Below are 20,601 nucleotides of genomic sequence, written 5' to 3'. Positions count from 1 at the left end.
CCGCTAAATCTACGGGATGCAAGGGCGGTGGCCCTTGCCCGCCGGAGGCTCTTTTGTTCTGACGCCTTTTACCCCTCCGTCAGCCCTGCGGGCTGCCACCTCCCCATTTGTGCGTGCCGCAAAAATGGGGAGGGGCTTAGAGGTTACTTCTTGCCGCGCAGCTTGCGGTGGGCGCCGAGGTCGAAGACTTCGCTGGGGCCGCCGTCGTTTTCGAGCAGGCCGAGGCGGCGGGCGACTTCCTGGTACGCTTCTTCTTCGCCGCCGAGATCGCGGCGGAAGCGGTCCTTGTCGAGCTTTTCGCCGGTGACCATGTCCCACAGGCGGCAGCCGTCGGGGCTGATTTCGTCGGCCAGGATCACGCGGGCGTAGTCGCCATCCCAGATGCGGCCGAATTCCAGCTTGAAATCGACGAGGCGGATGTTGATCGCCGCGAACATGCCGACCATGAAATCGTTGACGCGGATGGCCATGCTGGAGATGTCCTGCATCTCCTCGTTGCTGGCCCAGCCGAAGCAGGCGATGTGTTCTTCCGCGATCAGCGGATCGCCCAGCGCATCGTCCTTGTAGTAGTATTCGATGAGGGTGTGGGGCAGCGGTTCGCCTTCGGGGATGCCGAGGCGCTTGCTGATCGAGCCGGCGGCGACATTGCGCACGACCACTTCGATGGGGATGATTTCCACCTGCCGCACCAGCTGCTCGCGCATGTTGAGGCGGCGAATGAAGTGCGTGGGGATGCCGATGTGGGCGAGGCGGGTGAACACATACTCGCTGATGCGGTTGTTGATCACGCCCTTGCCGTTGATCGTGCCGCGCTTCTGCGCGTTGAAGGCGGTGGCATCATCCTTGAAATACTGGATGATCGTGCCGGGTTCGGGGCCTTCGTAGAGGATCTTGGCCTTGCCTTCGTAGATCTGGCGGCGACGGGACATGGGCGGTTCTTTCACTGGCGTCAGCTTTGGCGCTGGGCCGAAGATAAGCACAGCGCGGTAAATCAAAAGCCCCGGCGGGGCGGGTTTTGCACCGATTGGTGGAAACCTGCGCTGAGCCGGGGCCTTTGGCGTGGCCCATAGGACAAAAACGGCGTCCACGCAAATGGACAGGTGTGGCGGGGTTTGTTCGATATTTCTGAACAAGATGCGCGATTTTATCGGGCTGATCCGGAGAACTGGCGCGCTGTAGGACCGCCTCAGTCAATGCGGCGGGGCCGATTCGGTGCCCTCGCCGGAACAAGGGAATACGAATATGGCAAAGGTTCTGGTGCTTTATCATTCGGCATATGGCCACGTGGAGACGATGGCGCACGCGATTGCCGAAGGCGCGCGCGGTGCGGGCGCGGACGTCGACGTGAAGCGCGTGCCCGAGACGGTGCCGCTGGAAGCCGCGAAGGCGCATCACTTCAAGCTGGATCAGGCCGCGCCGGTGGCGACGGTGGCGGAGCTGGAGCACTACGACGCGATCGTGGTCGGCACCGGCACGCGCTTTGGCCGGATTTCGAGCCAGATGGCGGCGTTTCTGGATCAGGCAGGCGGCCTGTGGGCGCGCGGCGCGCTGAACGGCAAGGTTGGCGCGGCGTTCGTTTCGAGCGCGACGCAGCACGGCGGGCAGGAGACGACACTGTTTTCGGTGATCACCAACCTGCTGCACTTCGGCATGACCATCGTGGGGCTGGACTACGGTTTCCAGGGCCAGATGCGCAACGACGAAGTGGTGGGCGGCGCGCCTTACGGGGCGACGACGATTGCCGGAGGCGATGGCAGCCGCCAGCCGAGCGAGACCGAGCTGGAAGGCGCACGCTATCTGGGCGCGCGCGTGGCGATGACGGCAGGGAAGCTGTTTGGGTAAGGCCCATCCGTCAGCCCTCTCGGGCTGCCACCTCCCCATTTGTCCCTGCGGGAAAAATGGGGAGGAGCGGCAGGCGCTTTGCGTTTTTGTAATGTGGTGCATTAGCTTCGGCCTCGCTAGATACGCGGGGCTGAAGGAGACTGCCTCATGAGCCGTGCCGATACGATTGCCCTGCTGACCCGCTATTATGCCGCGTTCAATGCGGGCGATTGGCAGGGGATGCTCGATTGCCTTGCGGATGATGTGGCGCACGATGTGAACCAGGGCGAGCGAGTGACCGGCAAGGACAAGTTCGCCGCGTTCCTCGGCCATATGGAGCGGTGCTACAAGGAAGAGCTGAAGGACATCGTGCTGATGGCGAGCGACGATGGTTCGCGCGCGGCGGCGGAGTTCGTGGTGCACGGGGCCTATCTCGCGACCGACGAGGGGCTGCCCGAGGCTGATGGGCAGACCTATGTGCTGCCGGCTGGCGCGTTCATCGCGGTGGACGACGGCAAGATCACGCGGCTGACGATGTATTACAATCTGGCCGACTGGACCGCGCAGGTGGTGGGGTGAAGGTCGTTGTTCGCCCGCTGACCGGCCCGGAAGTGGGTGCGGCGCTGGGCGATCTGGCGCGGCTGCGGATCACGGTGTTCGCGTCCTATCCCTATTTGTATGATGGCGATGCGGCTTATGAGGCCGCCTATCTGGCCGAATATGCCGCGGCGCGGGATGCGGTGCTGGTGGCGGCGTTTGACGGGGACCGCATTGTCGGCGCGGCAACGGCGGCGCCGATGATCCACCAGAAGGCGGAGTTCCGCGCGCCGTTCGCGCAGGCCGGGCTGGACGTGGAGCGCTTGTTCTACTTTGGCGAAAGCGTGCTGCTGCCCGAATATCGCGGGCTGGGCGTGGGCCATGCTTTCTTCGATCACCGCGAGGCGCAGGCCAAGGCGTGCGGGGCGAATGCGGCGTGCTTTGCGGCGGTGGTCCGCGCGGAGGACCATCCGGCCATGCCTGCGGACTATGTGCCGCACGATGTGTTCTGGACCAAGCGCGGCTATGCGCCGGTGCCGGGGCTGGTGACCGAACTTGGCTGGAAGGAGCATGGCGAGGCGAAAGAGAGCCTGAAGGCGATGCGATACTGGCTGAGGACTTGGGAATGACCCGCTACACCATCGCCGCCGCGCAGTATCCGATCGAACAGCTCGCCGATTGGGCGGCGTATGAAGCGAAGCTGACGCGCTGGGTCGCCAATGCTGCCGAAAGCGGCGCGGCGCTGGCGGTGTTCCCTGAATATGGCGCGATGGAGCTGGCGAGCCTTGAGCCTGCGACAATGGGCGATCTGGCCGGGTCGTTGGCGAGCGTGGCGGGGATGGCAGCACAGGTCGATGCGCTCCATGCCCAACTTGCGGAGCGGCACGGCCTTCACATTCTGGCGGCGAGTCTGCCGCGCCTCGATGCAGACGGGCGCTATCGCAATGCCGCGCGGCTGTTTGCGCCGAATGGCAAGGTGGGGACGCAGGACAAGCTGGTGATGACGCGCTTCGAGCGCGAGCAGTGGTTTGTTTCGGCAGGGGTGGACGGCATCGCGCTGTTCGAAACGGTGCTGGGCCGGATCGCGGTGCTGATCTGCTATGACAGCGAGTTTCCGTTGCTGGCGCGCGCGGCGGTCGATGCGGGGGCCGAGTTGCTGCTGGTGCCAAGCTGCACGGACAGTGTGCATGGATATTGGCGCGTGCGGCTGGGCGCGCAGGCGCGGGCGCTGGAAAGCCAGTGCTATGCGGTGCAATCGCCGACTGTGGGCGTGGCCGAGTGGTCGCCCGCGGTGGACGAGAACCGGGGCGCGGCGGGCATCTATGGCCCGCCCGATCGGGGCATGCCCGAGGACGGGGTGATCGCCATCGGCACCGAGGGCGAAAGCGCGTGGGTCTATGCCGAAGTCGATCTGGCGCGGGTGGCGCAGCTGCGTGCCGATGGCGGCGTGCTTAATGCACGTGACTGGCGCGATCAGCCGGGCGCGGGGCCCTTGCCTGCGGTACGGGTGGTTTCGCTGCTGTAACAGGGCTGACTTCCTCGCGGCATAGCGGACCTCACGCGTTCCAACAGGAGATTCGCCATGGTATTCCATCTCTCTCGTCGCGCGCTGGTGGCCTTCGGCGCAGGTCTGGGGATCGTGATGTCTGCACCTGCTGCTGCTTCGCCCGGCAATCCTTCGGACACACTGGTATTTGCCCATCGCGGCGCTTCGGCCTTGCGGCCCGAGGAGACGCTGGCGGCCTATGAAAAGGCGATTGCCGACGGCGCGGACTTCATCGAGCCGGATCTGGTGCCGACTAAGGACGGCGTGCTGGTGGCGCGGCACGAAAGCAATATCGCCGAGACCACCAACGTGGCCGACCATCCTGAATTTGCCGCGCGGCGCAGCGTGAAGGTGGTCGACGGCGTGCGGCAGGAGGGCTGGTTTACCGAAGATTTCACGCTGGCGGAGCTGAAGACGCTGCGCGCGAAGGAGCGCCTCGGCGCGCTGCGACCGGAAAGCATGAGCCATGACGGCCAGTTCGAGATCGCGACGTTGGGCGAGATCGTGGCGCTGGCCGAGCGCAGCCGGACCACCAAGGGCAAGCCGGTCGGGCTGATCCCGGAAATCAAGCGTTCGACTTATTTTGCCGGGCTGGGCTTTGACATGGAAGCGAAGCTGATCGCCGCGATCAAGGCTTCGGCTTATTTGCGCAGCGCGCCGCTGATCGTGCAGAGCTTCGAGATCGCGGGCCTGAAGCGGCTGCACCGCGAACTGGCGGGCATGGCCAATGTGGCACTGATGCAGCTGATCCAATCGCCCGATGTGCCGCAACCGGCCGATGTGGTGAAGGCGCGGGGCAAGCTGACCTTCGAGGACATGCTGAGCCCCAAGGGTCTGGCCGAGATCGCGACGTATGCGCAGTGGGTCGGCGTGCCGCTCCGCCAAGTGATCACGCTGGATGCCGAGGAGCGGGTCGGCCCGCGCACGGCGGTGCTGGCCGATGGGCACCGCGCGGGGCTGAAGGTGGCGGTGTTCACGTTCCGGCCCGAGAACAAGTTCATGCCGGCCAACTTCCGCTATGGCGAGCCGGGCGCGCGCTATCCGCAGGGGATGCTTTCGGACGTGACCAAGTTTCTGATCGCGGGGATCGACGGGTTGTTTGCCGATGATCCCGGCGTGGCGCGGCAAGCGGTGGACGGTCCGCAATAAGCGTCTGAGCCTTCAGGCCGAGCGGAGCGTGGCGGGCAGCGCGGGCGCGGTGCGAGCGGCGGCCTTGGCTTGATAAAGTGCCTTGTCGGCATGATCGAACAGACCGTCGGCAGTGGCACCATCAGCAGGCCAGACCGCGATGCCGATGCTGGCGCCGACGGTGATCGGGTGGCCATCGAGCATGTGCGGGCGGACGAGGGCGATGAGCAACTGATCGGCCAGCGGGGTGGCCATGAGCGCGGATTCGGGCGGCAGCAGGACGGCAAATTCGTCGCCCCCCTGCCGGACCACGAGGCCTTCCTCGCCGACGGCGGCGCGCAGCCGGTCTGCCACCGAGCACAGCAGCTTGTCACCCAAGGCGTGGCCATAGCGATCGTTGACGGGCTTGAACCCATCGAGATCGAGCAGCGCGAGTTTGAACGGGCCAGACCGGGCCGAGGGGCGCAGCAGCCCGGCAATCCGATCATCGAGCGCGCGGCGGTTGGCGATGCCCGTGAGCGGATCGGTGTGCGCCAGATCGCGCGTCTGCTGCTGGAGCTGGAGCAGATCGACCAGCATCGCGTGGCTTTGCAGGATGAAGCGGATGAGGATCGCGGTGGCGAGCAGCAGGCTGGTGGCGGCGGCCATCTCCGCCGGGCGGCCTGACGAGAGCATCAGCGCGCCGAGCGGGACGACGCCGATGACCAGATTGAGGATCGCGGCGAAGCGGATCGCGGAAATGCAATAGGCCGTGGCGAGCGAGCCCATGGTGAGGATCATCGCGAAGTCGGCATGGTTTTCCGGCGGCGAGGCCAGCCAGTTGATCACGCACCAGGCGCTGCACATCAGGCCGACCCCGCCCGAGGTGGTACTGGTCTTGCTGACCAGCAGGCGCGCACGCGTGAGGCTCATGCGGTGCTTGCGGCTATAGCGGTTCTCCACCATGCCCAGCACGCACAGGATGGCGAGCAGCGCAGGCATCCCGAAGCGCACCGTCCAATGGACATCCGCCGCGCCTGCCCAGGCCGCCGTTGGCGTGGTGGCGAGCAGCATCAGGAACATCATCGGGGTCTGCGTTTCGACGCGGCGGGCGCGCAGCATGGTGAAATCGTCCCGGATCGCTTCCGGGATGGGCGGCACGATCCGCGTGCGCAGGCTGGCGAAGACCCCTCTCATCTTACGTGGTTCTACGTAGGATGGGTAAAGCGGGTGTTAACGATGTTTGCCCGGTCCGGCGCTGCGGCGATGCCGAGACGGGGTGACGCCCCGCGCGGCTTCGGCTAGGGCTGGCGGGATGATCGCAAACGAAACCGGTTCGCGCTGATGGACGCCGCACAGCAGGTTCATGAGCAGTTTGTCGCCGCGCTGGATGCGGGCACCTTGCAGCGCAGGAGCAATCTGGGGCTGAGCGCGGTGGGCCTCGACCCGAAGCGTGCGGCGGCGATCCTGCATAGCCAGATGGTGAGCCGCCAGCTGGATCGGCTCAGCCGCAAGCTGCAGGCGCGGGGCGAGGGGTTCTATACCATCGGCTCGTCAGGCCACGAGGGCAACGCCGCGCTGGCCGAGGCGCTGCGCGTGGATGATATCGCGTTTCTCCATTACCGCGATGCCGCGTTCCAGATCCACCGCGCGAACCGTGTGCCGGGCGAGAACCCGATGTGGGACATGCTGCTTTCCTTCACCGCGAGCGCTGACGACCCGATTTCGGGCGGGCGGCACAAAGTGCTCGGATCGAAGCGGCTGATGATTCCGCCGCAGACCTCCACGATTGCGAGCCACTTGCCCAAGGCCGTGGGCGCGGCGTTTTCCATCGGGATCGCGCGGCGGATGGGGTTTGAGAATACCGTGCTGGCGAAGGACGGCGTGGTGCTGTGCTCGTTCGGTGATGCCTCGGCCAACCATTCGACCGCCGTGGGCGCGCTCAACACGGCGGCGTGGGCGGCGTTTCAGGGGACGCCGATGCCCATCGTGTTCCTGTGCGAGGACAACGGGATCGGCATTTCGACCAAGACGCCGATGGGTTGGATCGAGGCGAACTGGTCCACGCGGGCGGGGCTGCATTATATCCAGTGCGACGGCTGCGATCTGGCGGACGCATGGCGCGGGGCGAGCGAGGCGGTCGAATACGCGCGGCGCTATCGCAAGCCGGTGTTCCTGCACATGAAGACGGTGCGGCTTTATGGTCATGCCGGGAACGATGTGCAGCAGGTCTATCTCAGCAAGGACGAGATCGCGGCGGACAATGCGCGCGATCCGCTGCTGGCCAGCGCGGCGCTGCTGATCGAGGAAGGCGTGATGACCGCCGCCGATGTGCGCCGCGAGTACGACGCCATCGAGGCGCAATTGCTGCGGCAGGTGGAACTGGCGATAAAGCGGCCCAAGCTGCCCGATGCGGCGGCGGTGATGGCGAGCATCGTGCCGCCGAAGCGCGTGGGGGCCGGGCGCCCTCTGGCCAGCACCGAGGCGCGCGCGGCGATCTTTGCCGATGAAGTGGCGGTGATGGAGAAGCCGCAGCATATGGCGCGGCTGATCTCTTGGGGCATGGCGGACCTGCTGCTGCAATATCCCAATGCCATCGTCTGCGGTGAGGATGTGGGGCCGAAGGGCGGCGTCTATAACGCGACAGCGCGGCTCCACGCGCGGTTCGGTTCGGCGCGGGTGATCAATACGCTGCTGGACGAGCAGGCGATTCTGGGGCTGGCGATCGGCGCGGCGCACAATGGGCTGCTGCCGCTGCCCGAAGTGCAGTTCCTCGCTTATGTCCACAATGCCGAGGACCAGATCCGGGGCGAGGCGGCGACGCTGCCGTTCTTCTCCAACGGGCAGTTCACCAATCCGATGGTGCTGCGCATTGCCGGACTGCCCTATCAGAAGGGCTTTGGCGGGCACTTCCACAACGATAACAGTCTTGCGGTGTTCCGCGATATTCCGGGGCTGGTGATCGCGGTGCCGTCTTGCGGGCGCGAGGCGGTGCTGATGCTGCGCGAATGTGTGCGGCTGGCGCACGAAGAGCAGCGCGTGGTGATCTTTGTGGAGCCGATTGCGCTCTACATGACGCGCGATTTGCATGCCGAGGGGGATGGGCTGTGGACTTCGGTGTACGAAGTGCCGGGTATCAGCGAGATTCGCGTGGGCGAGATCGGGGTGCATGGGGCTGGCACGGACCTTGCGGTGGTGACCTACGGCAACGGCGTCTACCTCTCCTTGCAGGCGCAAAAGTTGCTCGCGGAGCAGGGCGTTTCCGTTCGGGTGATCGACTTACGCTGGATTGCGCCGCTGGCCGAGGAGGCGCTGCTGGAAGCGGTGGCACCGTGCGGGCGCGTGCTGGTGGTGGACGAATGCCGCGAGACGGGTTCGCAGAGCGAGGCCTTGCTGGCGCTGATGGCGCTGCGTGCGCCGGACAAGGCCCTGGGCGTACTGGCGGCAACGGACAGCTTCATCCCGCTGGCGCGCGCGGCGACGCATACCTTGCCGAGCCGCGACGGGATTGTGGCTAAGGCGCTGGAGATGGTGCGTGGCTAAGGAAACTGTCGTCGTCGTCTGCCCCGGGCGGGGGACGTACAATGCGCCGGAGCTGGGTTACCTTGCGCGGCATCATGCCGGATCGCCGTGGCTGGTACATTTCGATGCCGTGCGTGCAGACGCGGGCAAGCCTACGCTGACCGAGATGGACGGGGCGAAGAAGTTCGACCCCAAGCTGCATCCGCGCGGGGATGTGGCGGCGCCGTTGATCCATGCCTGCGCGTTTCTGGATTTTCTGAAGCTGGACCGGGAGCGGTTCGAGGTTGTGGCCGTCACGGGCAATTCGATGGGCTGGTATACCGCGTTGGCCTGTGCCGGGGCGGTCTCGGGCGAGCACGGGTTTGCCATTGCCGATGCGATGGGGATGAATTCGCAGAAGCACGCGCCCGGCGGGCAGGCGGTGATCGTGCTGGCGGGTGAGGACTGGCGGGTCGATGCCCAAACGGCACTGGCCGTGGATGCGGCCTGCGCGCGGGTGGGCGTGCTGCCTTCGATCCGGCTGGGCGGGATGCTGGTGGTGGCAGGACCGGAAGCGGCGCTCGATGCGCTGACCGCCGAACTCCCGCCCTTGCCGCGCCCGCCGCTGCGTCTGCCCGGGCATGGGCCGTTTCACACGCCCTTGATGCAGGCGAGCGCGGATGCGGCGCGGGCGCAGTTGCCGGCGGCCTGGTTCGGCGCGCCGCAAGTGCCGCTGATCGATGGGCGCGGGAAAGTGTGGCGGCGCTTCGAGAGCGACCGCCAAGCGCTGTGGGACTATACCTTTGGGCACCAGATCCTGGCGGCTTATGATTTCACGGCGGCTATCACCGTGGCCTGCCGCGAGTTTGCGCCCGACCGGCTGGTGTTGCTGGGGCCGGGCGAGACGCTGGGCGGGGCCATCGGGCAAGCCATTGTGGCGCTTGATTGGCTGGACATCGGCAGCAAATACGTGTTCTCCCGTAGGCAAGAAGAGGATCCGTTTCTCGTCGCGATGGGCCGCGAAGCCCAGCGGCGGCTCGTCGCAAGCTGACCGGAGTGCCACTGTTGAACCAGCCGTCCGTTCTGTTCGTATGTCTGGGCAATATCTGCCGCTCCCCGCTGGCCGAGGCTGCGCTGCGCGCTGAAGCGATTGCGGCGGGGTTGGCGATCTCCATCGATTCAGCCGGGACCGGGGGCTGGCATGCGGGGAGCCCGCCCGATCCCCGCGCGATTGCCGAGGCGGAGCGCCACGGTATCGACATCTCGCATTACCGCGCGCGGCAGGTGCAGCGCGAGGATTTCCAGAATTTTGGCCATATCTATGCGCTGGATCAGCAGAACTTGCGCGATCTCAGGCGGATTGAACCGAGAAGGCTGCTGGGGCGCTCGCCCGCGCGGCTGGGCTTGTTGATGGATCTTGTGCCGGGGCGTGCTGGGACGGCGGTGATCGATCCCTATGGCGGGACGGCGGAAGACTTTGCGACGACCTGGGACGATGTGAGCGCGGCGGCGCGAGTGATCATCAGCCGGATGACGTGATCCGCCGTTCGGCATCGAGCAGCGCCCGCTTGCGCTCCAGCCCCCAGCGATAGCCGCCAAGGCTGCCATCGGCGCGCAAGGCGCGGTGGCAGGGGATGAGCACCGCGATCCGGTTGGCGGCACAGGCGCTGGCGGCGGCGCGCACGGCGCGGGGCTTGCCGGTGGCGGCGGCCAATTCGCTATAGCTGACAACATCGCCGGGTTTGACCGACATGAGGAAGCGCCAGACGCTGATCTGGAAGGCCGTGCCGATGAGATCGAGCGGGAGATCGGGGCGCGGCGCGGCCGCTTCGAGATGGGCGGCGAGCGCGGCCATCCATGCATCGAGCGGGGCGGCAGCGGCCAGCGCGGCGGGGAGCAAATGCGCCTTGGGAAACTCGGCGGCGAGCTGTTGCAGCAGCTCTGCTTCGCTGGTCCCGAACTGGACGAAGCAGACGCCGCGCCGGGTGGCGGCCATCATCAGCGGGCCAAGCGCGGTTTCGCGCACCGCATGGGTGATGACTTCGCCCGCGCCGCCCGCGCGGTAGGCGCTGGGGGTCATGCCGAGGCTGCCGTCTGCGGAGGCGTAAAGGCGGCTGGTGGAGCCGAAACCGGCATCGAGCCCGGCTTCGAGCACGCCTTCGCCGTCCCGCAAGCCCGCCTTGAAGCGGGCGAGGCGCTGGGCGGCCTGATACTCACGCGGGGAAACGCCGAGCGCGGCCTTGAAGCTGCGCTGGAAGTGGGCGGGGCTCATGCCTGCCTGATCGGCGATGCGGGCGAGCGGGAGGCTCTCTGCGGCATGGACGGTGATGTACTGCGCCATGGCCTGCATGAGCGAGGCGGCAGGTTCCTGCGCGGCGGCGGGATGGCAGCGGCGGCAGGGGCGCAAACCGGCGGCTTCGGCTTCGGCGGGGGTTTCATGGAAGCTGACGTTGGCGCGCTTGGCGGGGCGCGAGGGGCAGGAGGGGCGGCAGTATATGCCGGTGGTCTTCACGCCGTAGACGAACGTGCCATCGCCCGCACGGTCGCGCGTGGTGACCTGCCGCCAGCGGGTTTCGTCGAGGGTTTCGGGGTTTGCCACGGGCGGGCCGTAGCGCGTGGGTGTGGGGATTGCCATGGGCACGGGAGCTTCTCCTGTTCGCTCAGGAGGGGATAGCCGCCGGAGCGCGGGGCACGCGCTCCGGGGCTTGCGGTGCAATCGCTTAGGCTACCGCCATGAGGCTGGCGTTGCCGCCCGCTGCGGTGGTGTTGTTCGAGAGCGTGATTTCTTCGAGCAGCAAGTCGAGCGAGTAGTCCGGCGTATGCAGCGAAACGATAGCGCCTTCGCGCGCCGCGAGCTGGCGGCTGAGTTCGGCGATGCGTTCGCCCGGACCTTCGGCCAGCATGGCGGCAAGATCGGGGATGCAGGCCAGATCGGCATCCACCCATTCCACGCGCGCGGCAAGCGCAGCGGGAAAGCCTGCGGGGCGCGTCGCGACCGGGCCAAGATCTGGGGGACTGGGGGCGGTGATCACGGCCGTGTTGCCGGTGGCGAGGACGGCGGCGACTTGCTGCCAGAGCGCCTCGACGCTGGTGGCCGAGCAGGCCACCCGGCCGCGCGGGACGAGGCGGTACTGGTTGCGTTCGCCGACCGGGCCGGGAAGCTCAGTGGTGAAGCCGAGGCGTGATGCCTTCGCGGTATCGCGTGCGGCGGATGCCGTGGCGGCAAGGCCTTGCGTGGTGGCCCACTGCGCGAAGGCATCGAGCGCGGGATCGGGAGCGGCAGGCCAGGTGCCTGCGGGCAGGCTGGACACTGCATTGTGGCTGAAGCGGGTGAGATAGAGCGGTCCGCCCGCCTTGGGGCCGGTGCCGGAAAGGCCGCGCCCGCCAAAGGGCTGCACGCCGACGACCGCACCGATCATGTTGCGGTTCACGTAAAGATTGCCCGCGTGGATGCGGCGCGTCACCCGCTCTACCGTCTGGTCGATGCGGGTGTGGAGGCCGAACGTGAGGCCGTAGCCTGAGGCGTTGATGGCCTCGATGAGCGTGTCCAGTTCGTTGGCGCGGTAGCGGACGACGTGGAGGACGGGGCCGAAGATCTCGGCCTTGAGGTCTGCCGGGCGGTGCAATTCGATCAGGGTCGGGGCGATGAAGGTGCCATGTGCGGTCTCTTCGCCGAGCGGCATTGCGGTGATGGGGAAGCCTGCAGCGCGCATGGCGGCCACGTGGGCGGCGATGCCGCTGCGGGCGCGCTCGGAGATGACCGGGCCAACATCGGTGGCGAGCCGGCCGGGATTGCCCACCGCGAGTTCGGCCATCGCGGCCTTGAGCATGGCAAGGGTGCGGTCTGCGATGTCTTCCTGCAAGCACAGCAGGCGCAGGGCCGAGCAGCGCTGGCCTGCGCTATCGAACGCGGAGGCGAGAACGTCGGCCACGACTTGTTCCGCGAGCGCCGAGCTATCGACCACCATCGCGTTAAGGCCGCCGGTTTCGGCGATGAGCGGGATGGGCTGGCCGTGGCCGTTGAGGCGGCCCGCCAGCGACTGCTGGATAGCGCGGGCGGTGGCGGTGGAGCCGGTGAAGACGACACCTCGCACTTCGGGCGCAGCGACGAGCGCTGCGCCGACTTCGCCGCCGCCGGGGAGGAAGTGGAGCGCGTCTGTGGGCACGCCCGCTGCGTGCAGGATGCGCACCGCTTCGGCGGCGATGAGCGGGGTTTCGGGGGCGGGCTTGGCCAGCACTGGATTCCCGGCGGCGAGCGCGGCGGCGATCTGGCCGGTGAAGATGGCGAGCGGGAAGTTCCACGGGCTGATGCAGACGACCGGGCCGAGGGGCTGGGCACTTTCGCCGAGTGTCCGGGCCTGCACGGCATAGTAACGCAGGAAATCCACCGCTTCGCGCACTTCGGCCAGCGCATTTGCGGCGCTCTTTCCAGCTTCGCGGATGAGCAGCGCGATAAGGGGGACGCGCGCAAGCTCCATCGCCTCGGCGGCGCGTTCAAGCGCGGCGGCGCGTGTTTCTACCGGGGTGGCTGGCCAGCTTGAGGCAGCGGCCTGGGCGGCGGCGCGGGCGGTGTCTTCAGCACTGGCGGGATGGACATGGCCGACCACATCGCGGTGATCGGCGGGGTTCAGCACGGCGTGCGCGGGGCGGGCGGGATCGCCCGCACGGTGATCCTGCGCGGCGCTGGCGATGAGGGCTTTTGCCAGCGCGGCAAGGGTCGGCTCGTCGGCGAGGTCCAGCCCTCTGGCGTTCTGGCGGTCTGCGAACAGGGCCTCCGGGTGCGTGATGGCAGGGTGCGGCGCGCCGGGGGCGGGTTCGGACGCGACCGCTTGCGCTGGGTCTTCGATTAGCGCCTCGACCGGCACTTCCGGATCGGCAATGCGGTTGACGAACGAGGAGTTCGCGCCGTTCTCGAGCAGGCGGCGAACGAGGTAGGCGAGCAGCGTTTCGTGCGTGCCGACAGGGGCGTAGACGCGGCACGGGCGGGCAGGGCCATCTGCCCCCACGACTTCATCATAAAGCGGTTCACCCATGCCATGGAGGCACTGGAATTCATAGTCGCCGGGGGTGAAGTGCGGCCCGGCAAGGTGGTGGATCGTGGCCAGCGTCTGCGCGTTGTGCGTGGCGAATTGCGGGAACACCGCATCGCGCGCGGCGAGGAGCTTTTGCGCGCAGGCGACGTAGGCGAGATCGGTGTGGACCTTGCGGGTGTAGACCGGGAAATCGGAAAGCCCGGCTTCCTGCGCCCGCTTGATTTCGGCGTCCCAATAGGCCCCTTTGACAAGGCGGATCATCAAGCGGCGGCCCGTGCGGCGTGCGAGATCGACGATCCAGTCGATCACCATGGGGCAGCGCTTCTGATAGGCCTGGATGACGAAGCCAAGGCCCTGCCAGCCCGCGAGACTGGGCGCGTGGGCGAGCATTTCGAGCAGATCGAGCGAGAGTTCGAGGCGGTCGGTCTCTTCGGCGTCGATGTTGAAGCCGATGTCATAGCCTTTGGCGAGTTCGGCCAAGGCGAGGACGCGCGGGGCAAGCTCGGCCATCACGCGCTGGCCTTGCCCGCGGGAATAGCGCGGGTGGAGCGCGGAGAGCTTGATCGAGATCCCGGGGCCGCCGATCACCCCGCGCCCAGCGCTGGCCTGCCCGATGGCGTGGATCGCGGCGGAGTAGGACGCGAAGTAGTGCGCGGCGTCTTCGGCCGTGGCGGCGGCTTCGCCCAGCATGTCGTAGGAAAAGCCATAGCCGCGCGCCTCACGCTGGCGGGCGCGGGCGAGGGCTTCCGCGATGGTTTCGCCCATGACGAACTGTTCGCCCATCATGCGCATCGCCACGTCGACGCCGCGGCGGATGACAGGTTCGCCAAGCCGGTGGACCATGCGGGTGAGCGCGTGGCCGAGGCCGGTTTCATCGACGCTGGCGCTCAATTTGCCGGTGATGACGAGGCCCCAGGTGGCGGCGTTGACGAACAGCGGCTTGGCGTGGCCGAGGTGCGCGGCCCAATTGCCGGTGGCGAGCTTGTCGCGGATAAGCGCATCGCGCGTGGCATCGTCCGGGATGCGCAGCAGCGCTTCGGCGAGGCACATGAGCGCGACGCCTTCGTGGCTGGAGAGCGCGAATTCCTGCACGAGCGCCTGCACGCCGCCCAAGTTGCCCTTATGCCGGGCCTTGGCGCGCAAGGCTTCGATCAGGGTGCGAGCTGTTGCGGCGATGGCGGCGCGGCCTGTTTCTGGCAGGGTGGCGGCGGCGAGCAGGGGGCGGATCGCTTCGGGCTCGGCGATGCGCGTGGCCTGCGTGATGGCGCGGCGCAGCGGGGTTTCGGGCGAGAGGCGGGGGGCGAAGGGCGGCAGGTTGCTCATGGGGCAGAGAATACCATATCGCTCCAAGGCCGTTTGCCTGATTTTGATTGTCTGGCAGTTATACTGGCCTTAAGTTTGCCGCTATGGTAGGCGATATGGAAAATGATAAGGCAATTGGCGGGCCGTTAGACCGGTTTGACCGCGCGATCCTCGAGATTCTGGCGGTGGACGGGCGGCTGCCGATCACCGAACTGGCGCAGCGCATCGGGCTTTCCAAATCACCGACGCAGGCGCGGCTGAAGCGGCTGGTGGCGGAGGGGTATATCCGGGGCTTTCGCGCGATCCTCGATCCGGGCAAGCTGGGGATGGATCATGTCGCCTTCACCGAGGTGAAGCTTTCCGACACGCGCGAGGCGGCGCTGGCGGCCTTTGCAGAGGCGGTCCTGCGCATTCCCGAGATCGAGGAATGCCACATGATCGCATCGAGCTTCGATTATCTGCTCAAGGTGCGCACGGCCGATATTCGCCGCTACCGCGAAGTGCTGGGCGAGAAGATATCGAGCCTGCCGCATGTGGCCAGCACATCGACGTTCGTCGCGATGGAGACGGTGCGCGAGTCCCATGATTGAGAGGGGAACATGATCACAATTTGAAGGCGCTTTCCCGCTTTGGAAGGCTTCTCCATCTCATGACCTGCCAAATGTGATCACATTCCTGATTGACACGGCGTGGGCCTGCCCGGTATTTTGGGCCTCATGACCGACCGCATCATCGACACCTTCTCGCCCGCTTCGCCCTATGCGGGCATGCCGACCTACTACGCGGCGAGCGCCAATCCCACGCCGCGGCGACCCGAGCTGCTGGGTGAGGAAGTGGCCGACATCTGCGTGGTGGGCGCAGGCTTCACCGGCATGGGCGCGGCGCTGGAGCTGGCCGAGCGCGGCTACAAGGTGATCGTGGTCGAAGGCGAGCGCGTGGGCTGGGGCGCTTCGGGGCGCAACGGCGGGCAGCTGGTCAATGGCTATAGCCGGCGGATGCAGGAAGTGCGGCAGCACTATGGCGCGGAGGCCGAGAAGGCGTTCGGCGCGATGGCGCTGGAGGGCCAATCGATCATCCGCGAGCGCGTGGCCAAGTACGGCATCCAGTGCGACTTGCGCGCGGGCAATGCGATCATGGCGATGAGCAAGCCGCAGCTGAACTTGCTGGCTGAGCGGACCGAAGAATGGCACCGGCACGGGCACACCCAGATGTTTCTGGCCGAAGGCGCGGCGGCGCGCGAGCACATCAATTCGGACCGCTACATCGGCGGCATGTTTGATCCCATCGGCGGGCACATGCATTCGCTGAACTATGTGCTGGGCGAGGCGGCGGCGTTCGAGAGCCTTGGCGGGCGGATCTTCGAGAACTCGCGCGTCACGCATGTTGATCGCGGGGCGGAGCCGGTGGTGCACACCGCCAAGGGCAAAGTGCGCGCTAACAAGGTGCTGGTTTGCGGCAATGCCTATCTCGGCGATGCCGCGCCTGATCTTTCGGGGCGCGTGCTGCCGGTTTCCAGCCAGGTGATCGCGACCGAAGTGCTGGGCGATGATCTGCTCGAAACGCTGTTTCCGACCAACTATTGCATCGAGGATATCCGCTATATCCCGGACTACTACCGGCGCACGGCGGATGGGCGGCTGCTCTATGGCGGCGGCACGATCTATGGCGGGTTCGATCCGGCCTCGATCGAGGGCAAGATCCTGCCGCAGCTCCACCAGACGTTCCCCCAGCTCAAGGGCGTGAAGGTGGACTTCCAGTGGAGCGGCAACTTTGCGCTGACGATGACGCGGTATCCGCAGATGGGGCGCGTGTCTGACAGCGTCTATTTTTCGCAGGGTGACAGCGGGCACGGGGTGACCACGACGCAGATGCTGGGGCGCCGTCTGGCCGAGGCGATTGACGGCCAAATGACCAAGTTCGACGTCTTTGCCTCGCTGCCGTACATCCCGTTCGTGGGCGGAAAGCTGTTTCGCGTGCCGTACTGCGTGGTGGGCGCATGGTACTATGGGCTGCGCGACAAGCTTGGAATCTAAGGACGAATCCTGAATCTAAAGCGAGCTTTAGGTTAGATTCAGTTCTCCGATTCCTTTCAATGCCTTGGCGATGAGGCCTGCCTTCCAGTTTGCCCCCGCAAGGTCGGGGCGGGCGTCGCTCCAGCCGATCAGCATGAGGGTGCGCATAAGCAGGAAGAGACGCAGTTGCGCGTGGACTTCGGCCGGGAGCGCGCGGCGCTGCGCGTAGCCAGCAAGGAAGCGGGCTAGCAGTTCGGGAAAGCGAGGTTCGCTGGATGCGCTCCACAGGCTGACAGCCATGTCGAAGACGGGCCAGCCCCATGCACAGTCGTCGAAATCGATGAGGCCCAATCGCTCGCCGCTGACGAGGACGTTGGCGGGGTGTGCATCTGCGTGGATGAGGATGAGCGGATCGGTGAGCGGGGGGAGGCGGGCGGTGACAAGATCGCGCGCTTCGACGAGGATGCGGCGTTCCTCCGGGGTCAACGCGCTGGCTTCCCAGAAGCGGCCCCAGAACGGCGTTTCACCGACGAGGCCGTCTTCATCTAGGCGGTGGCGGGTGAAGCCTTGGGGCGGCGTCCAGTTCGCGGTGGCGTTGTGGAGTTCGGCGAGGAGTGCGCCGGTCCGTTCGAACCAGGGCCAGGTTGCGAGGCCGCGGTCCTTGCCGATCAGGCTTTCGAGGGTCTGGCCGGGGTGCCAGAGCGTCATCCCGGCGAGGCGGGTGGCTTCGGGGTCGGGCGTGGCGACTTGTGCGTACCATGCGCCGCTGATGGTGCGGCGGCCGGTGGGGACGAGGAGACCGTTTGCAGAGAGATGTGCGGTGAGTTTGCGGTCTGACTCCAGCGCGGGGAGGGCGTGGTAGCCTGGGCGGTGGAGGCGCAGCGCCCATGTGGTGTCATCGGGCGCGTCGGCGCGGAAGACGACGTTTTCGCTCTTGCCGATGGGGTGGGGTTCGGTTTCGGGGAGGCCGAACTGGGCGAGCGCGGTGCGGGCGGCGGGAAGGTACGCCTCGATCTCAGGCACTTGCAGTCACGCGGTCGAAGGCATCGAGGAACGCGAGTGCGTCCTCGCGCGGGAGGACGAGCGGGGGGCGGATCTTGATGCAGTTGTTGAAAGCGCCATCGACCGAGGTGAGGAAGCCCTCGCGGCGTAGCGCGCAGACGAGGGCGAAGGCGTGGGCGGCGTCGGGTTTGCCCTCGGCGTCCACGAACTCGGCGGCGAGGAACAGGCCCTTGCCGCGCACGTCGATCAGGCCGGGGGTGTGGCCGAGGCGCTGCTGGAGCGAGGCCTTCAGTTCGGTGCCGAGGGCGCGGCTGTGTTCGACGAGGCCTTCCTCCGCGATCACATCGAGCACGGCGAGGCCGACCGCGCCTTGCAGGGGGCTGGCGGCGAAGGTGTTGAAATAGCGGGTTTCAGCGCGGAATTGCTCGACCACCTCGCGGCTGGCGCACGTGGCGGCGAGGGGTAGGCCAGCGCCCATCGGCTTGCCGGTGACGACGAGATCTGGCGTTAGGCCGACATGATCGTAGCCCCACCATGTGCCGCTGCGGCCATAGCCGGCTTGCACTTCATCGGCGATGATGAGGCCGCCCTCGGCGCGGACCAGTGCGGCGGCCTTGGCCATGAAGTCGGGCGGAATATCGGGCAGACCCTCGTTGGCGAGGATGGGGCATAGGATGAGAGCGGCGAAGCCCTGCCCGATGGTTTTCAGGTCTTCGATAGCGGCCTTGAGGCGCGCGACATAGGCATCGCCGAGGGCTTCCTCGGACAGGCCGCGCGTGAGCGGGCGCAGGGTTTCCGGGAAAGGGATCGAGCGCATATCTGGGTGGCGGGTATCGCCCGTGGGGAGATTGGTGAGCGCGCCGACGACCACATTGTTGCCGTGGTAGGTATGGTTTGTGCAGACGATCCCGCGCTGTCCGGTGGCCATGCGGGCCATGCGCAGCGCGATCTCGATGGCCTCGGTGCCGGAGCAGCTGAACACGGCGCTTTCCGTCACGCGCTGGAGCGCGGTGAGGCGTTCGGCCAGCGCAATCGCGGGTTCGCTGAGGTAGCGGCTGTGGGTGTTGAGCGTGGCCTGCTGGCGGGCCATTGCCTCGACAATGCGCGGGTGCGCGTGGCCGACCGAGGCGACGTTGTTGTACATGTCGACGTAGCGCCGCCCGTCCGCACCGAAGAGGCTCGCGCCTTTGCCGCGTACCAAGTGGAGCGGTTCATCGTAGAACAGCTTGGCGCCGCGCCCGAAGGCGCGGTCGCGGCGCTGGAGCAGGTCGCTGTCAGGCGTTGCGGAGGTACCAGTCATAGTCGAGCGCGGTGACCTCGCTGTAGAACCGATCCTGTTCGGTGCGCTTCACTGCGCAGTACATCTCGACGAAGGTATCGCCGAGGTAGTCGCGCATGAGGGCGGAGGCGTGGAGCGCATCGACGGCGGCGTACCAGTTGCCGGGGACCTGATAGGGGCTGTCTGCGGCGGCCTTGTAGCCATCGCCGAAGACGGCGGGGCCGGGATCGATCTGGTTGACCATGCCGTGATGGACGCCCGCCAGCATCGCGGCAAGCGCGAGGTAGGGGTTGGCATCGGCCCCGGCAAAGCGGTGTTCGACATGGCGCGAAGCGGGCGGGCCAGCGGGGACGCGCAAGGAAACCGAGCGGTTGTTGACGCCCCAGATCGGCGCGGTGGGCGCGTAGGAATTGGCGCGGAAGCGGCGGTAGGAATTGGCGTTGGGGGCGAAGATGCCGAAGGCCTGAGATTGCGTTTCACGCAAGCCCCCGATGGCGTGGCGCATTTGCTCGGTGCCTTCGGGGTCTTCGCTGGTGAAGACGTTCTTGCCCGAAGCGTCCGCCATGCTGAAGTGCAGGTGCATCGAACTGCCGGCGGAATGGCTGAACGGCTTGGCCATGAAGGTGGCGGCCATGCCCTGGGTCTGCGCGACGCCCTTGGCGAGGCGCTTGTACATCTGCGCTTCGTCGCCCGCGCGCAGGGCATCGGGGCGGTGGTGGAGCGTGAGTTCGACCTGCCCTTGCGCATACTCGGAGATCACCGCTTCGAGCGGGATGCCCTGCGCATCGGCCTGCCGCCACAGCTCCTTGAAGAAGGGGGCGAAGTCCTGAATGTCGGTCAGGCTGAACACGTCGATGAGGTGCGGCTGCGCGGAAGTGTGCGGCGAGCGGGCGAGGTGGACTTCACCGCGCGCGCCCCGGACGGGATCGACGAGGTAGTATTCGATCTCGCACGCGACGACGGGGGTAAGGCCGAGCGGCTTGAAGCGTTCGACCACGCGGGTCAGCACGTGGCGCGGATCGAGTTCGCAGGGGGTGCCGTCCGCGTAGTACATCGATGTGATCACTTGCGCGATATCGTCGCCAAGCCACGGTGCCTTGACCAGCGTGCCGGGGACGGGGCGCAGCATGTAGTCCGGATCGCCATTGCCCCAAACGAGGCCGGTGTCCTCGCAGTCCTGCCCGGTGATATCCGCGACCAGCATCGAGCTGGGGTAGAGGCGCCCGTTTTCGTAGATCGCCATAAGCTCGCTCTTGCGCACGCGCTTGCCGCGCGGGACGCCGGAGAGCGCGGTGAAGATCACTTCGATGAAGGCGATCTCAGGATTGGCGGAGAGGAAATCGCGCGCCTCTGCCGGATCGGCGATCATGGATTGCGGGGCGGTCATGGGTCGACAGGGTCCTTGGGAGCTTCGTACCGGGTGGTATGGAGCGGGGCGAGGGGTGTCAATCGCGCTTGGCG

Annotated in this window: 17 protein-coding genes; 10 read left to right on the top strand and 7 right to left on the bottom strand. The window is 66.7% G+C overall.

Features of this window, described 5'->3' with window-relative positions; all coding sequences use genetic code 11:
• Positions 1-143: 143 nt before the first annotated feature.
• Positions 144-929, bottom strand: a complete 786-nt coding sequence (gene purC / locus CFE35_RS14525; protein WP_292931511.1) for a phosphoribosylaminoimidazolesuccinocarboxamide synthase — start codon at positions 927-929, stop codon at positions 144-146.
• Between the two features lie 313 nt (positions 930-1,242).
• Here purC and wrbA point away from each other — a divergent pair, with 313 nt between their 5' ends.
• The 5 genes from wrbA to CFE35_RS14500 all read left to right on the top strand — a co-directional run bounded on the left by wrbA (position 1,243) and on the right by CFE35_RS14500 (position 5,053).
• A complete protein-coding gene (wrbA, locus tag CFE35_RS14520) occupies positions 1,243-1,842 on the top strand; it encodes an NAD(P)H:quinone oxidoreductase (RefSeq protein WP_292931509.1) in 600 nt (199 codons plus the stop codon).
• A gap of 147 nt (positions 1,843-1,989) precedes the next feature.
• Positions 1,990-2,400: a ketosteroid isomerase-related protein gene (locus CFE35_RS14515; RefSeq protein ID WP_292931508.1), complete on the top strand. Its 411-nt coding sequence runs from the start codon at positions 1,990-1,992 to the stop codon at positions 2,398-2,400.
• Positions 2,397-2,987, top strand: a complete 591-nt coding sequence (locus CFE35_RS14510; RefSeq protein ID WP_292931507.1) for a GNAT family N-acetyltransferase — start codon at positions 2,397-2,399, stop codon at positions 2,985-2,987. Before CFE35_RS14515 ends, CFE35_RS14510 begins: the two co-directional genes overlap by 4 nt.
• Entirely contained in the window at positions 2,984-3,883 is a 900-nt protein-coding gene (locus tag CFE35_RS14505; protein ID WP_292931506.1) for a carbon-nitrogen hydrolase family protein, read from the top strand. Before CFE35_RS14510 ends, CFE35_RS14505 begins: the two co-directional genes overlap by 4 nt.
• 57 nt (positions 3,884-3,940) lie before the next feature.
• Positions 3,941-5,053 (top strand): glycerophosphodiester phosphodiesterase family protein, encoded by a 1,113-nt coding sequence (locus CFE35_RS14500; protein WP_292931504.1) that lies wholly within the window; start codon positions 3,941-3,943, stop codon positions 5,051-5,053.
• A 12-nt stretch (positions 5,054-5,065) separates the two neighbouring features.
• On the opposite strand, the gene CFE35_RS14495 is transcribed toward CFE35_RS14500, so the two are convergent.
• The gene (locus CFE35_RS14495; protein WP_292931502.1) at positions 5,066-6,208 is read right to left on the bottom strand and encodes a diguanylate cyclase; all 1,143 of its coding nucleotides are present in this window, start codon (positions 6,206-6,208) and stop codon (positions 5,066-5,068) included.
• Between the two features lie 147 nt (positions 6,209-6,355).
• On the opposite strand from CFE35_RS14495, the gene CFE35_RS14490 reads away from it, so the two are divergent.
• The 3 genes from CFE35_RS14490 to CFE35_RS14480 are packed head-to-tail and all read left to right on the top strand — an operon-like array spanning position 6,356 to position 10,051.
• Complete coding sequence (locus CFE35_RS14490) at positions 6,356-8,554, top strand: alpha-ketoacid dehydrogenase subunit alpha/beta (RefSeq protein WP_292931500.1); 2,199 nt, start codon at positions 6,356-6,358, stop codon at positions 8,552-8,554.
• Positions 8,547-9,563, top strand: coding sequence for an ACP S-malonyltransferase (locus tag CFE35_RS14485; protein ID WP_292931498.1), 1,017 nt, complete (start codon positions 8,547-8,549; stop codon positions 9,561-9,563). Before CFE35_RS14490 ends, CFE35_RS14485 begins: the two co-directional genes overlap by 8 nt.
• A 14-nt stretch (positions 9,564-9,577) precedes the next feature.
• Positions 9,578-10,051, top strand: coding sequence for a low molecular weight protein-tyrosine-phosphatase (locus tag CFE35_RS14480; protein WP_292931496.1), 474 nt, complete (start codon positions 9,578-9,580; stop codon positions 10,049-10,051).
• On the opposite strand, the gene CFE35_RS14475 is transcribed toward CFE35_RS14480, so the two are convergent.
• Together CFE35_RS14475 and putA are read right to left on the bottom strand one after the other, a co-directional pair.
• Complete coding sequence (locus CFE35_RS14475; protein WP_292931715.1) at positions 10,035-11,147, bottom strand: bifunctional transcriptional activator/DNA repair enzyme AdaA; 1,113 nt, start codon at positions 11,145-11,147, stop codon at positions 10,035-10,037. The genes CFE35_RS14480 and CFE35_RS14475 overlap by 17 nt on opposite strands.
• An 85-nt stretch (positions 11,148-11,232) precedes the next feature.
• Complete coding sequence (putA, locus tag CFE35_RS14470; protein WP_292931494.1) at positions 11,233-14,868, bottom strand: bifunctional proline dehydrogenase/L-glutamate gamma-semialdehyde dehydrogenase PutA; 3,636 nt, start codon at positions 14,866-14,868, stop codon at positions 11,233-11,235.
• A gap of 95 nt (positions 14,869-14,963) precedes the next feature.
• Between putA and CFE35_RS14465 the strand changes: the two genes are divergently transcribed.
• Entirely contained in the window at positions 14,964-15,437 is a 474-nt protein-coding gene (locus CFE35_RS14465; protein WP_292931493.1) for an Lrp/AsnC family transcriptional regulator, read from the top strand.
• 126 nt (positions 15,438-15,563) lie between these two features.
• Positions 15,564-16,880 (top strand): FAD-binding oxidoreductase, encoded by a 1,317-nt coding sequence (locus CFE35_RS14460; protein ID WP_292931491.1) that lies wholly within the window; start codon positions 15,564-15,566, stop codon positions 16,878-16,880.
• A 27-nt stretch (positions 16,881-16,907) separates the two neighbouring features.
• Here CFE35_RS14460 and CFE35_RS14455 read toward each other — a convergent pair whose 3' ends face one another.
• Genes CFE35_RS14455 through CFE35_RS14445 form a run of 3 tightly spaced genes read right to left on the bottom strand, consistent with a single transcriptional unit; the run spans position 16,908 to position 20,527 of the window.
• Positions 16,908-17,882, bottom strand: a complete 975-nt coding sequence (locus CFE35_RS14455; protein ID WP_292931489.1) for a phosphotransferase — start codon at positions 17,880-17,882, stop codon at positions 16,908-16,910.
• Positions 17,875-19,161: an aminotransferase class III-fold pyridoxal phosphate-dependent enzyme gene (locus CFE35_RS14450; protein WP_292931488.1), complete on the bottom strand. Its 1,287-nt coding sequence runs from the start codon at positions 19,159-19,161 to the stop codon at positions 17,875-17,877. The genes CFE35_RS14455 and CFE35_RS14450 overlap by 8 nt, the downstream gene beginning before the upstream one ends.
• Entirely contained in the window at positions 19,136-20,527 is a 1,392-nt protein-coding gene (locus CFE35_RS14445) for a glutamine synthetase family protein (protein WP_292931486.1), read from the bottom strand. The genes CFE35_RS14450 and CFE35_RS14445 overlap by 26 nt, the downstream gene beginning before the upstream one ends.
• Positions 20,528-20,601: the final 74 nt, after the last annotated feature.

The organism is Novosphingobium sp. PASSN1 (assembly GCF_002278815.1).
This window is presented reverse-complemented; position numbering and strand designations above follow the sequence as displayed.

Coding starts and splice junctions, on each gene's coding strand:
- purC (WP_292931511.1), bottom strand. CDS start 929: ATGTCCCGTCGCCGCCAGATCTACGAAGGCAAGGCCAAGATCCTCTAC.
- wrbA (WP_292931509.1), top strand. CDS start 1,243: ATGGCAAAGGTTCTGGTGCTTTATCATTCGGCATATGGCCACGTGGAG.
- CFE35_RS14515 (WP_292931508.1), top strand. CDS start 1,990: ATGAGCCGTGCCGATACGATTGCCCTGCTGACCCGCTATTATGCCGCG.
- CFE35_RS14505 (WP_292931506.1), top strand. CDS start 2,984: ATGACCCGCTACACCATCGCCGCCGCGCAGTATCCGATCGAACAGCTC.
- CFE35_RS14500 (WP_292931504.1), top strand. CDS start 3,941: ATGGTATTCCATCTCTCTCGTCGCGCGCTGGTGGCCTTCGGCGCAGGT.
- CFE35_RS14495 (WP_292931502.1), bottom strand. CDS start 6,208: ATGAGAGGGGTCTTCGCCAGCCTGCGCACGCGGATCGTGCCGCCCATC.
- CFE35_RS14490 (WP_292931500.1), top strand. CDS start 6,356: ATGGACGCCGCACAGCAGGTTCATGAGCAGTTTGTCGCCGCGCTGGAT.
- CFE35_RS14475 (WP_292931715.1), bottom strand. CDS start 11,147: ATGGCAATCCCCACACCCACGCGCTACGGCCCGCCCGTGGCAAACCCC.
- putA (WP_292931494.1), bottom strand. CDS start 14,868: ATGAGCAACCTGCCGCCCTTCGCCCCCCGCCTCTCGCCCGAAACCCCG.
- CFE35_RS14465 (WP_292931493.1), top strand. CDS start 14,964: ATGGAAAATGATAAGGCAATTGGCGGGCCGTTAGACCGGTTTGACCGC.
- CFE35_RS14460 (WP_292931491.1), top strand. CDS start 15,564: ATGACCGACCGCATCATCGACACCTTCTCGCCCGCTTCGCCCTATGCG.
- CFE35_RS14450 (WP_292931488.1), bottom strand. CDS start 19,161: ATGACTGGTACCTCCGCAACGCCTGACAGCGACCTGCTCCAGCGCCGC.
- CFE35_RS14445 (WP_292931486.1), bottom strand. CDS start 20,527: ATGACCGCCCCGCAATCCATGATCGCCGATCCGGCAGAGGCGCGCGAT.